Source organism: Blautia sp. AM42-2 (assembly GCF_003480245.1).
In the GTDB taxonomy this organism is placed as follows: domain Bacteria; phylum Bacillota; class Clostridia; order Lachnospirales; family Lachnospiraceae; genus Fusicatenibacter; species Fusicatenibacter saccharivorans.
The window spans coordinates 1-13,751 of the sequence record NZ_QUIM01000001.1; the positions used below are offsets into that span (position 1 = coordinate 1).

Here is a 13,751-nt window from a genome sequence, read left to right on the forward strand (position 1 = left end):
TCCTGCAGAAACAGTCAACGATGCTGGTGTGTGAAAACCAAACCATCTGCATCGAAGACTTGCATGTAAAGGGAATGATCAGGAACCATAAACTGGCAAAGTCGATAGCCAGTGTTTCGTGGGCAAAGTTTTTCGAGATGCTGGAATATAAAGCTGTGTGGTATGGAAATGAAATCCGCAAAGTACCAACGATGTATCCGAGCAGCCAGACCTGCAGTTCCTGTGGCTATCGGAATCCGCTGGTGAAAAATCTGCGCATTCGTATCTGGGAGTGCCCCGGCTGTCATGCAGTTCATGACCGGGATACGAATGCAGGCATCAATATCTTGAAAAAAGGACTGCAGCTGCAGTCGGCATAAAGATAAGAAAACTGTACCGCAGGGCATGCGGGAACAGTATAAATATAGCCTGTGGACACCGTGTAAGACATTGCAGTACCGTAAGGTATTTGCCAATGCAATGGTGGAAGAAACAGGAATCCCTCTGCTTTAGCTGTGGGGAGTGTCAAGTCAGTAAAAGAAGCGTCTGAGCGGTGGAATATATCAGAACGCTGGATTCAGAAGCTCTGTGAAGAAGGGCAGATCGAAGGCGTGCAGAGATTTAGCCGGTCCTGGATGATTCCAAAGGAGGCGCAAAAGCCTGCTGATTTAAGAAAAAAACAGAAAAGGAAGGAGTGATATTTCCCATGTATAACCCTCAATTGGAAACCTTCCTGTGTGTAGCGGAATGCGGTAGCTTCAACAAAGCTGCGGAGAAATTGTTTATTTCCCCCCCGGCAGTCATCAAACAGATCAATCTGCTGGAGGAAAATCTGGATCTGCAGCTTTTTGTGCGCACCCATCGTGGCCTTCAGCTGACGGAGGCTGGTAAATCTTTGGCACAGGACGCAAAATACATCATCCAATATTGCAAAGATTCGGTGACCAGGGCAAAAAATGTCATGAAAAAGAGCGAAGACATCATCCGTATCGGTACATCATCCATGACACCAGCTCAGGTTTTGGTGGATCTGTGGCCAAAACTGCAGGAGGAGTGTCCAGGAGTTAAATTCCAACTGGTGCCATTCGACAATACACCCGAGAACGCCCGGGAGATTCTGGCCAATTTGGGACAGAACATTGATGTAATAGCGGGTATCTTTGATGAAACAATGTTGAACCTGCGCCGCTGTGCCGGGTTGGAAATTTCAAAGGAACCTATCTGCGCGGCGGTGTCCATTCATCACCGGCTGGCGGGAAAAGACAGGCTCACCGTTCAGGATCTGTATGGCGAAAAATTCATGATGATGCGTCGGGAATGGAGCCACTATGTAGATTTGCTACGAGATGATCTTTGGAAAAACCATCCGAAGATCCAAATTGTGGACTTTGATTTTTACGATGTGAATGCCTTTAACCAGTGCGAAAACAACGATTGTGTGCTGATGGCGGTGCCCAAGTGGCAGTACGTCCATCCGCTTTTGAAAATCCTACCCGTGGATTGGAGTTACACAATTCCCTATGGCCTGCTCCATTCACCAGATCCTTCCCCTGTAGTCAAGCAGTTTCTAAGGGCGGTGCAAAAAGAAACTGGACGGGATAAGTGATAACCAAAAGGTAAATACTACATAACGAAACGAGACTTCTGTGGAAGTCTCGTTTTTTTTATAATGAAATCAGAAAAGGAAGAGAGGCAGGTGACAAAATGAAGGTGCAAGGAATTCTGGTAGCTACGGTTTGTCTGTTGCTGTGCTTCGCAGGATGTGCGGTTCCTGGACAAACAGAGACAACTTCTTCCGGTGAATCTCACTCGGCAGAGAGCACCGCATCTTTGGATGATGCAGATTTTCAGCAGGAATCAGCCGGCTTTGCGCCTAAGGATCAAATGACAGAGCCATTTACTGTATCTACCCCCATTCAAGAAGTGATTGATGATCCCATTTTTGGAAGATACGGACGATTGCTTTTTCCAGTGGATGATTGGTATATGAGCGGCGATACATTGGGTGAACTGCAACTCACTTGGCACAACAACATCGACCCAAATGAAACCGTAGAGATTGCCAATACCCTGTGGCAGCGAGCCAACGCTGGTGAAACTGTTTTCTACGATATTTATACAGAAGAAGAAAAAGCGGAAGATCCGGATAAAGAGGATACGGGATTGTTTTTCTTCAAAGGCGATCCCGGAGCCAATTTCGCTGTATGTAATGCGGGAGGCGGTTTTGCCTATGTGGGCGCTATGCAGGACAGTTGCCCTCATGCGCTGGAAATTTCCAAACGAGGATATAATGCTTTTGCTCTCATCTATCGCCCTGGAGCCCAAACCGCCTGTGAGGATTTGGCAAGGGCAATCAGTTTTATCTTTGAACACGCAGAAGAACTGGAAGTTGATACGGAAGGATACTCTCTCTGGGGCGGTTCAGCCGGAGCCCGTATGGCAGCGTGGCTTGGGTCCTATGGCCCGGCGGCATTTGGAGGGGATGATCTTCCACAGCCGAGTGCAGTAATTATGCAGTACACGGGCCACAGTGATTATACGGAAAACGATCCACCAACTTTCGCCTGTGTGGGAGAAGGCGATGGCATTGCAAACTGGCGAACCATGGAACGTCGCCTAACCGCCATGAGTACCCTTGGTATTCCAACGGAGTTTCATCATTATCCAGGACTGCCCCACGGATTCGGATTGGGAACCGGTACTGTGGCGGAAGGATGGCTTGATGAGGCTGTTGCTTTTTGGAAAGCTCAAATGTAACCGATGATTCATGAAATTTTAAGAAAGGAAGTATGGATATGAACAACTTTATTTTTCAAAACAGCACGAAGGTCTATTTCGGCAAGGGCTGTGTGAAGGAATATCTGACCTGTCTGACAAAAAATGCGCAGACCATCCTGCTGGCCTATGGCGGCGGCAGCATCAAGCGCAATGGTGTCTACGATGAAATCACAGGCATTTTGAAAGGCGCTGGAAAGACCATCGTGGAGTTCTCCGGCATTATGTCCAACCCCACCTACGACAAAGTGCAGGAGGGTGCGAGGCTGGCACGGGACAATCAAGCGGATATGATTCTGGCCGTAGGCGGAGGCAGCACCATGGACTGCTGCAAAGCTGTCTCTCTGGCTGCCCGGTATGACGGGGACATCTGGGAGGATTTCTGGGCTCACCCCGGCGTCATCGACTTTGATCCGCTGCCTCTGGGTGTAGTAGTTACTGTGGCTGGTACTGGCAGCGAGTGCAACGGCGGCGCGGTAATCACCAATGAAGAGAGAAAGATAAAAACAGGGCGGGATTATCCGGCTCTCAATCCCCGATTTGCTCTGATGGACCCCACCTATACCTTTTCTGTACCAAAAAAACAGATGGCATCTGGTAGCTTTGACATCCTCAGCCACATCATGGAGACCTATTTCAGCCAGCCCAATGAGGACAATGTTTCCGATGACATCATGGAGGCACTGATGTGTAGTGTGATCCGAAATCTGCGTGTTGCCATGGACAACCCGGAGGATTACACGGCTCGGTCCAATCTGATGTGGGATTCCACCATGGCGGAAAACCGACTCATCAAGATGGGAAAAAAGTGCGACTTTGAATGTCACAACATGGAGCACCAGCTGGGCGCTTATACCAACTGCAACCACGGCTGTGGTCTGGCGGTGATCCATCCGGTGTATTACCGTCATGTGTATAAGGAAGGCTTAAGCAAGTTTGTCCGTTTTGCCGAAAATGTATGGGGAATTGAGCGGGATGGAAAATCCGATGAAGCGTTGGCTCTGGCCGGTATCGATGCCCTTTCCAGCTTCATTCAAGAGATTGGCTTGCCAACTACCCTCAAGGATCTGGGCGCACAAAAGGAGCAACTAAAAGAAATCGCTGATTCCTGTGGTATTTCCCAGGGCAGTTATAAGCCTATGACCCATGAAGAGATTCTGGAAATTTTCCATGAATGCTATGAATAAGAGCCCCGATTAATACAGGAAAGGAAGGATCATTATGAAAAAACTGACTGCAATTTTCTTGTGCTTTGCAATGGCGTTGAGCCTCGCTGCCTGTGGAAACACCACATCTTCCACAAATGAATCCAGTACGCCGGAATCTTCCGTTCCCCCTGCATCCAGTGAAGCAAGCGACACATCGTCCACCGCCGCCAGTCAGGAACCGACTTCCCAGGAGGAAACCGAAGTGGAGGCTGGTAACACACTGGTAGTCTACTTCTCTGCTACTGGCAATACCGAACAGGCAGCTACTTACATTGCAGATATTACCGGCGGCGACCTGTTTGAACTGGAACCTGCTGATCCTTATACGGACGAAGATTTGAACTACAACAATGAGGACAGCCGGGTTTCTCGGGAATATGCGGATGAGTCTTTGCGGGATGTGGAACTGGTGAGCGACACGGTGGAGAACTGGGACAGCTATGATACTGTGTTTATCGGTTATCCCATCTGGTGGGGAATTGCTGCATGGCCGGTGGATACGTTTGTGGAAGCGAATGACTTTACCGGCAAAACAGTGATTCCATTTGCCACTTCGGCAAGCTCCGGTTTGGGTGAAAGCGGACAACTGCTGGCAGAACTGGCCGGAACCGGAGACTGGCAGGAAGGAATGCGTTTCCGTTCCAGCGTTAGTGAGGGCGATGTGCAGGAATGGCTGGATAGCCTGAGCCTGTCATAACAATCAGAAAGGAGGACCCCCATGAAGCGTATTTTTTCCTTTTTTCTTGCAGGAATACTTCTTTTAAGCTTTTCCGCTTGCAGCAGCGAGACTTCGGGGTCCGACCAGGTTTCAAGTACAGAATCTTCCACAGTCCAGCCCCCGGAAACAGATTCGGATGCAACACAGTCCTCTTCCAATACCATGGAGCAGGAAACGGTCAGTCCCAACTCAGATAGCAATATTCTGATCGCCTATTTTACTATGCCGGAAGATGTAGATGATAACTAACAACACGGGTTGCCTCATGACTATCCGTATAGCAGGAGGTTCTTCCGCTTTCGGGGAGAGCCTGCTCTTTTCTGAAAATCTCAAGGAAATATACCGGAATCCGAAGAAGTTAAAACCTTTGACTTATCACTCCATAACCAATGGAGACTTCTGTTTTTTTCGCAATGGATTACAATAGAATCACAAAGGAGAGAAAGATGATGCAGATGAGAACACTTGGCACTGATTTGAACGTATCTGCTGTAGGCCTGGGGTGCATGGGCTTTTCTCATGCCTACGGTGCGCCTACGGAGGAAGCAGAGGCTGTCCGTCTAATCCGTCGCGCCTTTGACTTGGGCTATACTTTTTTTGATACCGCTGAGATGTACGGTACCGCCGCCGACCCCCATGTAAATGAAACGCTGGTGGGCAAGGCACTGGCAGATGTAAAGAATCATACGGTAATCGCCACGAAATTTGGCCTGCGGTTTGACCAGGAGAGCGGAAAGGTTCCATTGCCTCTGGTGGCGGATTCCCGCCCGGAGACCATCCGCAAATCTGTGGAAGGATCTTTGAAACGGCTCGGAACCGATCACATTGACCTGTATTTCCAGCACAGAATCGACCCCAACGTAGAGCCGGAAACTGTGGCGGAGGTGATGGCTGATCTGATCCAGGAAGGCAAAATTACTCACTGGGGCATCTCGGAGGCAAATGAAGACTACCTGCGGAGGGCTCATGCCGTGTGCCCGGTGACGGCGGTACAGAACCGATACTCTATGATGGCACGGCATTATGAACCGTTATTCCCCATTTTGGAAGAATTGGACGTGGGTCTGGTGGCTTTTTCCCCTATGGCCAATGGTTTCCTCACCGGGCAATATGGCAAGGGGCAGCGCTTTGATGCCGCCACCGACTACCGTGCTGCTATGCCCCAGTTCACTGACAAAGCTGTGGACCAAAATGCCGCACTTTTGAAACTGCTCGCAGATATGGCTGCGGAAAAAGGAGCAACCTCGGCCCAAATCTCCATGGCCTGGATGTTGTGTAAGCACCCGTGGATTGTACCCATCCCTGGCACTCGCAAGGAAGATCGCATGAAAGAAAATGCTGGGGCCGCATCTGTTTTTCTGACGCCCAATGAGGTGCGCGTTCTGGACGACGCCCTGGATCATATGGATATGTCTGCGGTATTCGGTGGAACGCCTTTAAAATAAACGGAAGGAGTATGCTCATGAACGAAACGCTACTTGATATATCTCGGCAGTTTTGGGAAGCTATGGAACACGCCGACGAAGTGGGGATGCGAGCCTGTGCTCATCCTGACTGCAACTTTGTCCATATTGGCATCACCTGCAAACTGGACAAGGAAATCGAATTTTACACCAGTGGGGCCTTTCAACCTACGAATATTACCTTCCACAGTCAGAAGGCTGAGTTGTTTGGAGATACCGGAGTGGTGCTTACTGACTGCGATTACAGTCTACTGCTGGACGGGAAGGAAACCACTCACCACTTTATGGTGACGGAAGTGTACACCCAGGATGAAAAACGGTGGAAGTTGGTCACTTTTTCCTTTACGGCATTGGTGTATTGAAACGCCAGCCACAAATTTTGGTAAACACTGTTTGTATCGGTACAAACAAGCAATCACTTTTTAGGAGGATTTATTTATGGAATACGCAACTTTGAACAACGGAATCAAAATGCCCATGGCAGGCATTGGCACCTTTTTGCTTACTCCGGATGAAGCGGAGGCATCCGTCCTCTCCGCTCTTCAGTGCGGATACCGCCTGATTGACACGGCCAATGCCTATGTGAACGAAAAAGCCGTTGGCCGGGCTATGAGGAAATCTGGGATTTCGAGAGATGAGATTTTTCTGGAAACCAAGCTGTGGCCCAGTTTTTATGAGCAGGAAGATGCGGTAGAAAAGACGCTCCAGCGCCTGGGAACAGACTACATTGACCTGCTGCTGATCCACCAGCCCGCAGGCAACTATGTCGCAGGTTACCGGCTTATGGAGAAAGCCTACAAAGAGGGCAAGGTGCGCGCCATTGGCCTTTCCAACTTTACCCCGGAGCAGGTGCAGGAGATTCTGGACATCTGCGAGGTAAAGCCTGCCGTGCTCCAAACAGAGGTGCACCCCTACTCGCAGGAGAAGGAACTGAAGGCATTTCTGGATAAAGAAGGCATCGTCATCCAGGCATGGTATCCTCTGGGTCATGGAGACAAGGCGCTGATCCAGGAACCGTTGTTCACGGAATTTGGCAAAAAGTATGGCAAGAGCAATGCCCAGATCATCCTGCGCTGGCACATTCAGGCCGGCAATATCGTGATCCCTGGTTCCAAGAACCCGGCCCATATCAAAGACAATTTCAACCTGTTTGACTTTGCGTTGACAGATGATGAAATGGCTAAAATCACTGCTTTGGACAAGCAGAAGCGATATTACACCAGTACACCGGAAATGCTGAAGAAGTATGCGGAAATGGTTCCGCCTGTAGACGAGCAGAAATAAGGAGGGATTCGCAATGCGTAAGAATTTTGGAACAAAATCCTGGTTTTATCCGCTGCCGGTGCTTGTGATCGGCACCTATGATGAAAACGGCAATCCTGATGCCATGAATGCCGCATGGGGCGGCCTGTACGATGCAGACAAGGTAGTACTGTGTCTGAGCGCTGGTCATAAGACCACCAGGAATATCCAGGCAAAGGGAGCGTTTACCGTCAGTTTTGCTGACGCTGCCCATGCGGTTTCTGCGGACTATGTTGGCATGGTGTCCGCAAATAATGAGCCGAAAAAGATGGAGAAGTCTGGCTTCCACTGCACCAAGAGCGAATCGGTGGATGCGCCCCTCATCGATGAGCTGCCGGTAGCTCTGGAGTGCAAACTCCTGAAAGTGAGCGAGGACGGCAACATCATCGGTCAGATTGTGAATGTGAGCATTGACGAAAGCGTACTGGACAGCGATGGGAAGCTGGATATGAGCAAATTCCAGCCCATCTCTTTTGAGCCAGCCAACAATGGGTACCATGTGCTGGGTGAGCGTGTGGGCAATGCGTTCAGCGATGGCGGCAAGTTGAAATAAGGGGGCGAATGATATGAATAAGGAATTTCACAATCTGTTCCCGCAGGGCAGTCCCAACACGGTGGCCGGGCAGTATTTCAGCGGGGCCAGTTATCTGTGCCCCCTGAGTGATATGGGCGTGCCTGTTTCCAACGTGACCTTTGAGCCCAGTTGCCGGAACAACTGGCACATCCACCATAACGGCGGTCAGATCCTTCTTTGTACGGCGGGTCGGGGTTATTATCAGGAGTGGGGCAAATCCGCTCAGGAATTGAACCCTGGAGATGTGGTTAACATTCCGCCCGAGGTAAAGCACTGGCATGGGGCGGCTCCTGACAGTTGGTTTGCCCATATAGCGATTTCCGTTCCAGGTTCCAAAGCCGAGTGGCTGGAGCCGGTAGATGAAGCAGAATATACTAAATTAAAATAAATCCGATAGAAAGGATGGGATTATCATGGATAAAGTAACAGCAGGCAGAGATGCCATGAGCAAATTTGCCCCTAAATTTGCGGAATTAAACGATGATGTCCTCTTTGGAGAGGTTTGGTCGCGAGAGGATAAGCTCTCGCCCCGTGACCGTAGCCTGATTACCGTCTCCGCCTTGATGGCCAGCGGAATTCTGGATACATCCCTTCTTCATCATATTGAGCGGGCCAAGGCCAACGGTGTAACCGCCACCGAGATGAGCGAGGCATTGACCCAGCTTGCTTTCTATGCTGGCTGGCCCAAGGCGTGGGCGGCTCTGCGGATGGCAAAAGATGTCTATGGAGAGGAATAAGATGGAACACCCTTTTGTTGTGTGCCATATGCTCACTTCTCTGGACGGAAAGATTGACGGTACGTTTTTCGGTGTGCCTGAAACAGTTCCGGCGATAAAAGCCTATGGGGAACTGCGAAGTTTTTACGGATGTCAGGCCACCTTATACGGCACAACTACCATGCTGGGGGGATATGCCGAGGGAAAGGTGGGGCAGCTACCCACTGTGATGTCCACTCCGCCCCGAGCGGATTGGGTAAACCCGACAGGCAAGGCCATGGGCAATTTCATTGTTGCAGTGGACCCACAGGGTCAGCTGGCCTATTCCGGATTGTCCATCGAAAAAAAAGGCCGCCCCGCCGCCCATGTGATCGAGGCGCTGACGGAGCAGGTGTCTCCAGAATACCTGTCTTATTTACAGAATCAAGGGGTTTCCTATCTGTTTGCCGGCGAGAAACGACTGAACTGCACTCTGCTTTTGGAGAAACTGCATCGACTGTTTGGCATCAACAAACTGATGCTGGCGGGCGGCGGGATCGTCAATGGATCGTTTTTGGCTGAAAATTTGGTGGACGAGTTGAGTCTAGTCATTGCCCCGGTAGCCGACGGCGGCAACGGTGTCAGTTCCTTTACCCAAGTTGATTTTCTGCCATCCTGGCCACCGACTGCATTTCATCTTAAAGAGGTGCAGACAGTTGTACCGAATGTGTTATGGGTGCGCTACACCCGGCCATAAACGGGCATATTCGTCTAATCAATAGAATGATTTTACAAGGCAAGGTATCTGTTTCAACAGGTACCTTGTTTTCGTATTAGTGGAAAGCTAAAGGTTAATACTTTATAACGAATCGAGACTTCTGTAATCTTACAGAAACCTTTACAATAAAATCAGAAACAAAAGATTATCCAGGCAATGCCTGGAGAGGTGTTGTGAAACCACAGAAAGGAAGTTATCCATGATGGAATATGTATTATTGAATAACAACGTTAAAATGCCAAAACTGGGATACGGCGTTTTCCAAGTCTCGAACGAAGAATGCGAGCGCTGTGTACTGGATGCAATCTCAGTGGGGTATCGCGCGATTGATACCGCTCAGTCCTACGGAAACGAGGAAGCGGTAGGCAATGCTATCCAGAAATGTGGCGTACCCAGAGAGGAATTGTTCCTCACCAGCAAGATCTGGATGTCCAATGCCAGTTATGAAAAGGCAAAGGCATCCATCGACAAATCCCTGCACAAGCTGAAAACCGACTACCTTGACCTGATGCTGATCCATCAGCCCTTTGGAGATTATTACGGCGAATACCGAGCCATGGAGGAAGCATACAAAGAGGGAAAGCTGCGGGCTATTGGCGTGTCCAACTTCTACCCGGACCGACTGATCGATCTGTGTCAGTTCGCAGAAATTGCACCCATGGTCAATCAGGTGGAAACCCATGTGTTTCAGCAACAGCGAACTGCGCACGAATACATGAAAAAGTACGGTGTGCAGCACGAGGCATGGGGCCCCTTTGCCGAAGGGAAGAAAAACTGTTTTACCAACCCTGTACTAGTTGAAATTGGCGAAAAGTACGGAAAAACGGCTGCACAGACTGCCCTGCGGTTTCTGATCCAGTCCGATGTAGTCGTGATCCCAAAATCCACTCACAAAGAGCGGATGGAACAGAACCTGGATGTATTTGACTTCTCCCTGAGTGAAGCAGATATGGAGGCCATCCGCACTCTGGATGAAGGAAAGAGTCTGTTCTTTGACCATTACGATCCTTCCACAGTGGAAATGCTCACCAATATGGGCAAAACGCGAATCGTATAAAGGGGGAAAGCCCAATGAGCAGGATACTGGTTGTTTACTACTCTGTCTCCAATGGGAATACCAGAGAAATCGCACACCAGATGGCGGAGTACATAAAGGCAGATTTGGCTGAAATTCAGACAGTACCGGATGTACGGCTTTCCCTTCAGCTGAAGTGCATCTGGAAGAAACAGTATCCTCTGAGCAATCGGAAACAATAAAACCGGAGACCGATGCAGCCAGTGCCATCTCCTCTGGCGAGGAAAAATCGTCCATGAAAACAGGGATTATTGCAGAACAGATTCTGGAGGGCGAAACGGGGACGATCCATTACAGCTATTATCTTCCGGAGGATTACGATACGCAAAAGAAATACCCGCTGATGATGGTCATGCCGGGCTATGACATGATGTGGTTTGGAGAAGAATCTTCCGGTTCGAACCTGGACTGGGATGGGTTCCTATGCTGGACGCAGCTTCAGGAGGATATGATCGTTGTGTCTGCTCAGCTGACGGATTGGCATGATACGTCGGCTCGGCAGGCCATTGAGCTGACGGAATATTTCCTTGCTAACTTTTCTGTGGATGTGTCTCGGGTGTATGCTGCGGGCTATTCCGCTGGCGGGGAAACCATGTCTCAGGCAGTATCTATGCGCCCGGACCTCTATGCAGCCTATCTCCACGGAGCATCTCAGTGGGATGGGGACTATGCGCCCATTGCGGAAAATGGCACGGCTGTCTATATTTTTATGGCAGAACATGATGAGTATTATGGTTCCCAGCGTGCATGGAGTGTTTACAACAGTCTCCATGATGCCTATGAGGAAGCTGGATGGAGCGAGGAGCAGATCAGCAATGTTCTTCAGATCCAGACACCAAATGACGAATGGTTCGCTCAGCGGGGCGTTACCAGCAATTATCATGGCGGCGGCAATGTGGTTTTTGGGGAATATGATGTTTTAAACTGGGTCTTGTCTCACACCAAGGAGGAGAATGAATCATGAAGGTATTGCTTGTAAATGGCAGCCCTCACCGGGAAGGCTGCACCTATACAGCACTGTGTGCGGTGTCGGAGGCACTCAATCAGAACGGGATTGATACCGATACGTTCTGGATTGGCAATAAGCCGATTTCCGGCTGTATCGCCTGTCACAAGTGCAATGACCGCAATCGCTGCGTGTTTGAGGATACGGTAAACGATTTTTTGGCATTGGCAGAGGATTATGATGGCTTTGTGTTCGGAACGCCGGTCCACTGGGCAGGAGCTGCCGGTGCAATCACTTCTTTTCTGGACCGTGCTTTTTATGCTGATTTGAACGGAGGCGGCAGACGATTCTATTTGAAACCTGCAGCGGCGATTATGTCGGCTAGACGAGCCGGAACGACGGCTACATGGGATCAGCTGAACAAGTATTTTGGTCTGATGCAGATGCCTATTATTACGTCTCGTTATTGGAACATGGTGCATGGAACAACACCGCAGGAAGTAATGCAGGACCGTGAGGGCCTTGCGACTCTTCGAACACTGGGCCATAATATGGCTTATTTTCTCAAGTGCAAAGAGGTAGGCAGCAAGCTGGTGCCTCTGCCCCCGGAAGAACCGTGGGAAATGACAAATTTCATTCGATAAGGAACCAATAAAGGATAGGAGGTCAACCCCAATGCAAAGCAAAATGATTGGAAAAATCATCGTGGATCTTGGCATGACCGTCCTTGCAAAAAAGAAGTGAGCATGATATAATATGGATAAGAAAGCAAAAGTCACCGCAATGGTGTGAAAATAGATTTTGGCTGTTTCCATAAGGAGTAGATCGAGAGGCGTTATCCTCAGTGGCTGAAAATACAGATGTGAGATGCTTGCAGCAAGCTATTTGTATAAGCCGAAAGGCCGCAGAAATGCGGCTTTTCCTAAATACATGAGTTAGCCGAACCTAACTTGTCGATGTGCACGTGCTGCTTAGACAAATCTAACTATAAAAGGAGAGACAGCAATGCGAGAACACAAGAATTTCTGGGACAGAAATGCAGGTCTGTATGACTGCTTTATGCGAAAAGACAGGGCAGTATACGAGAAAATGTATGAGCTGATCCGTCCGGTCGTGAAAGACAAAACAGTGCTGGAGGTGGCTACCGGAACGGGACTGATCGCCAAGCACATCGTAAAATCAGCGGCACACATCGAGGCGACGGATGCCTCTCCGGAAATGATTACAGAGGCCAAACGGGGGAATTACTCTGCGAAGCTGCGTTTTTCCGTGCAGGATATGTTTTCTCTGCCATACGCGAGCAAATCATTCGATGTGGTAATCGTATCAAACGCACTGCACATTGTGCCTCAGCCAGAAAAATCATTGCGAGAGATCAAACGGGTGCTGAAGGATGACGGTGTGCTGATCGCGCCTACCTTTACGCACGCAGAAAATTCATTTCCCGGCAAGGTCAAAGCCTTTTTCATGAATCTGGCAGGCTTTCCTCTCCACAGCAAGTGGACGAGTGAAGAATACCTAAAATTTCTGCAACAGAATGATTGGACAGTGCGAAAAAGTGTTGTTCTAAAGGCCTCTTTTCCACTGACCTATACGGAATGTGTGAAATCGGAGGTGTGATATGTCCTTCTTTGAAAACACCCGCAAGCCCGTAGGCTTTAGCGGGAAGATCATGGTTGCTATGATGAACTTTGGGCACAGCGCAATGGCAGCGTGGGGATTGCATTTTTTGCAGCCTGCCCCGGATGCCATGGTGCTGGACTGCGGCTGCGGCGGTGGAGCGAACATCAAAACGCTGCTGAAGCTGTGTCCCAAGGGCAAGGTGCAGGGCATCGACTATTCAGCAGTCAGTGTAGAAAAAGCGCGAAAGGTCAATGCAGGTGCCATTGCAGCAGGGCAGTGTACTGTGCAGCAGGCAAGTGTAGCAGAGTTGCCGTTTGAAGCGGAGCAGTTTGATGTAGTGACCGCATTTGAAACGGTCTATTTCTGGCCGGAACTTGCGCAGAATTTCAGAGAGGTCTATCGGGTGCTGAAGCCCGGCGGGACTTTTTTCATCTGTAACGAAGCAAACGGTGAAACAGCAAAAGACGACAAATGGACGCAAATCATTAACGGTATGACCATCTATACGGATGCTGATCTGAAAGTGTATCTGGAGCAAGCAGGCTTTGGCAGGGTTCAGAGTCACAAAAATAAAAAGGGCTGGCTGTGTGTCACAGCACAGAAATGAGGTGCGAT

The 13,751-nt window shown here is 49.5% G+C and carries 20 protein-coding genes; all 20 read left to right on the forward strand.

What is annotated here, in order from left to right:
* A partial coding sequence (locus tag DW915_RS00005; protein WP_147398409.1) for an RNA-guided endonuclease TnpB family protein occupies positions 1 to 359 on the forward strand: 359 nt, incomplete at its 5' end.
* A gap of 135 nt (positions 360 to 494) precedes the next feature.
* Complete coding sequence (locus tag DW915_RS00010) at positions 495 to 677, forward strand: helix-turn-helix domain-containing protein (RefSeq protein ID WP_227094455.1); 183 nt, start codon at positions 495 to 497, stop codon at positions 675 to 677.
* An 8-nt stretch (positions 678 to 685) separates the two neighbouring features.
* A complete protein-coding gene (locus DW915_RS00015; protein WP_022462153.1) occupies positions 686 to 1,585 on the forward strand; it encodes a LysR family transcriptional regulator in 900 nt (299 codons plus the stop codon).
* A 98-nt stretch (positions 1,586 to 1,683) separates the two neighbouring features.
* A complete protein-coding gene (locus DW915_RS00020; protein ID WP_118741344.1) occupies positions 1,684 to 2,736 on the forward strand; it encodes an alpha/beta hydrolase in 1,053 nt (350 codons plus the stop codon).
* 38 nt (positions 2,737 to 2,774) lie between these two features.
* Positions 2,775 to 3,941 carry an iron-containing alcohol dehydrogenase gene (locus tag DW915_RS00025; RefSeq protein WP_118741345.1) on the forward strand — a complete coding sequence of 389 codons (1,167 nt, stop codon included), beginning with the start codon at positions 2,775 to 2,777 and terminating at the stop codon, positions 3,939 to 3,941.
* Between the two features lie 34 nt (positions 3,942 to 3,975).
* The gene (locus DW915_RS00030; protein WP_199676763.1) at positions 3,976 to 4,659 is read left to right on the forward strand and encodes a flavodoxin; all 684 of its coding nucleotides are present in this window, start codon (positions 3,976 to 3,978) and stop codon (positions 4,657 to 4,659) included.
* A gap of 21 nt (positions 4,660 to 4,680) precedes the next feature.
* Positions 4,681 to 4,929, forward strand: a complete 249-nt coding sequence (locus tag DW915_RS00035; RefSeq protein WP_022462157.1) for a hypothetical protein — start codon at positions 4,681 to 4,683, stop codon at positions 4,927 to 4,929.
* A 197-nt stretch (positions 4,930 to 5,126) separates the two neighbouring features.
* Positions 5,127 to 6,125, forward strand: a complete 999-nt coding sequence (locus DW915_RS00040) for an aldo/keto reductase (protein ID WP_330422653.1) — start codon at positions 5,127 to 5,129, stop codon at positions 6,123 to 6,125.
* 17 nt (positions 6,126 to 6,142) lie between these two features.
* Entirely contained in the window at positions 6,143 to 6,505 is a 363-nt protein-coding gene (locus tag DW915_RS00045; RefSeq protein ID WP_055267979.1) for a nuclear transport factor 2 family protein, read from the forward strand.
* Positions 6,506 to 6,581: 76 nt separating this feature from the next.
* On the forward strand, positions 6,582 to 7,427 hold the full coding sequence (locus tag DW915_RS00050; protein WP_118741348.1) for an aldo/keto reductase: 846 nt from the start codon (positions 6,582 to 6,584) through the stop codon (positions 7,425 to 7,427).
* A 13-nt stretch (positions 7,428 to 7,440) separates the two neighbouring features.
* Positions 7,441 to 7,998, forward strand: a complete 558-nt coding sequence (locus DW915_RS00055; protein ID WP_055267981.1) for a flavin reductase family protein — start codon at positions 7,441 to 7,443, stop codon at positions 7,996 to 7,998.
* A gap of 13 nt (positions 7,999 to 8,011) precedes the next feature.
* A complete protein-coding gene (locus DW915_RS00060) occupies positions 8,012 to 8,407 on the forward strand; it encodes a cupin domain-containing protein (protein WP_118741349.1) in 396 nt (131 codons plus the stop codon).
* Between the two features lie 25 nt (positions 8,408 to 8,432).
* On the forward strand, positions 8,433 to 8,756 hold the full coding sequence (locus DW915_RS00065) for a carboxymuconolactone decarboxylase family protein (RefSeq protein ID WP_008397039.1): 324 nt from the start codon (positions 8,433 to 8,435) through the stop codon (positions 8,754 to 8,756).
* Position 8,757: 1 nt separating this feature from the next.
* Positions 8,758 to 9,471, forward strand: a complete 714-nt coding sequence (locus tag DW915_RS00070) for a RibD family protein (RefSeq protein WP_243033761.1) — start codon at positions 8,758 to 8,760, stop codon at positions 9,469 to 9,471.
* A 223-nt stretch (positions 9,472 to 9,694) separates the two neighbouring features.
* The gene (locus tag DW915_RS00075; protein WP_118741532.1) at positions 9,695 to 10,549 is read left to right on the forward strand and encodes an aldo/keto reductase; all 855 of its coding nucleotides are present in this window, start codon (positions 9,695 to 9,697) and stop codon (positions 10,547 to 10,549) included.
* 14 nt (positions 10,550 to 10,563) lie between these two features.
* Positions 10,564 to 10,749: a flavodoxin family protein gene (locus DW915_RS00080; protein ID WP_022462166.1), complete on the forward strand. Its 186-nt coding sequence runs from the start codon at positions 10,564 to 10,566 to the stop codon at positions 10,747 to 10,749.
* Positions 10,750 to 10,802: 53 nt separating this feature from the next.
* Positions 10,803 to 11,531 (forward strand): prolyl oligopeptidase family serine peptidase, encoded by a 729-nt coding sequence (locus DW915_RS00085; protein ID WP_118741351.1) that lies wholly within the window; start codon positions 10,803 to 10,805, stop codon positions 11,529 to 11,531.
* Positions 11,528 to 12,157, forward strand: coding sequence for a flavodoxin family protein (locus tag DW915_RS00090; protein WP_118741352.1), 630 nt, complete (start codon positions 11,528 to 11,530; stop codon positions 12,155 to 12,157). Before DW915_RS00085 ends, DW915_RS00090 begins: the two co-directional genes overlap by 4 nt.
* Before the next feature lie 361 nt (positions 12,158 to 12,518).
* Positions 12,519 to 13,133: a class I SAM-dependent methyltransferase gene (locus DW915_RS00095; RefSeq protein ID WP_055267110.1), complete on the forward strand. Its 615-nt coding sequence runs from the start codon at positions 12,519 to 12,521 to the stop codon at positions 13,131 to 13,133.
* A gap of 1 nt (position 13,134) precedes the next feature.
* Entirely contained in the window at positions 13,135 to 13,743 is a 609-nt protein-coding gene (locus DW915_RS00100) for a class I SAM-dependent methyltransferase (RefSeq protein WP_117760434.1), read from the forward strand.
* The last annotated feature ends 8 nt before the right edge of the window (positions 13,744 to 13,751 follow it).

Excerpts from the sequence above, each read along its gene's own strand:
- DW915_RS00075 (WP_118741532.1), top strand. The coding sequence starts at position 9,695 with ATGGAATATGTATTATTGAATAACAACGTTAAAATGCCAAAACTGGGA.
- DW915_RS00035 (WP_022462157.1), top strand. The coding sequence starts at position 4,681 with ATGAAGCGTATTTTTTCCTTTTTTCTTGCAGGAATACTTCTTTTAAGC.
- DW915_RS00055 (WP_055267981.1), top strand. The coding sequence starts at position 7,441 with ATGCGTAAGAATTTTGGAACAAAATCCTGGTTTTATCCGCTGCCGGTG.
- DW915_RS00095 (WP_055267110.1), top strand. The coding sequence starts at position 12,519 with ATGCGAGAACACAAGAATTTCTGGGACAGAAATGCAGGTCTGTATGAC.
- DW915_RS00025 (WP_118741345.1), top strand. The coding sequence starts at position 2,775 with ATGAACAACTTTATTTTTCAAAACAGCACGAAGGTCTATTTCGGCAAG.
- DW915_RS00040 (WP_330422653.1), top strand. The coding sequence starts at position 5,127 with ATGATGCAGATGAGAACACTTGGCACTGATTTGAACGTATCTGCTGTA.
- DW915_RS00085 (WP_118741351.1), top strand. The coding sequence starts at position 10,803 with ATGAAAACAGGGATTATTGCAGAACAGATTCTGGAGGGCGAAACGGGG.
- DW915_RS00015 (WP_022462153.1), top strand. The coding sequence starts at position 686 with ATGTATAACCCTCAATTGGAAACCTTCCTGTGTGTAGCGGAATGCGGT.
- DW915_RS00065 (WP_008397039.1), top strand. The coding sequence starts at position 8,433 with ATGGATAAAGTAACAGCAGGCAGAGATGCCATGAGCAAATTTGCCCCT.
- DW915_RS00080 (WP_022462166.1), top strand. The coding sequence starts at position 10,564 with ATGAGCAGGATACTGGTTGTTTACTACTCTGTCTCCAATGGGAATACC.
- DW915_RS00050 (WP_118741348.1), top strand. The coding sequence starts at position 6,582 with ATGGAATACGCAACTTTGAACAACGGAATCAAAATGCCCATGGCAGGC.
- DW915_RS00100 (WP_117760434.1), top strand. The coding sequence starts at position 13,135 with ATGTCCTTCTTTGAAAACACCCGCAAGCCCGTAGGCTTTAGCGGGAAG.
- DW915_RS00060 (WP_118741349.1), top strand. The coding sequence starts at position 8,012 with ATGAATAAGGAATTTCACAATCTGTTCCCGCAGGGCAGTCCCAACACG.
- DW915_RS00070 (WP_243033761.1), top strand. The coding sequence starts at position 8,758 with ATGGAACACCCTTTTGTTGTGTGCCATATGCTCACTTCTCTGGACGGA.
- DW915_RS00030 (WP_199676763.1), top strand. The coding sequence starts at position 3,976 with ATGAAAAAACTGACTGCAATTTTCTTGTGCTTTGCAATGGCGTTGAGC.
- DW915_RS00020 (WP_118741344.1), top strand. The coding sequence starts at position 1,684 with ATGAAGGTGCAAGGAATTCTGGTAGCTACGGTTTGTCTGTTGCTGTGC.
- DW915_RS00045 (WP_055267979.1), top strand. The coding sequence starts at position 6,143 with ATGAACGAAACGCTACTTGATATATCTCGGCAGTTTTGGGAAGCTATG.
- DW915_RS00090 (WP_118741352.1), top strand. The coding sequence starts at position 11,528 with ATGAAGGTATTGCTTGTAAATGGCAGCCCTCACCGGGAAGGCTGCACC.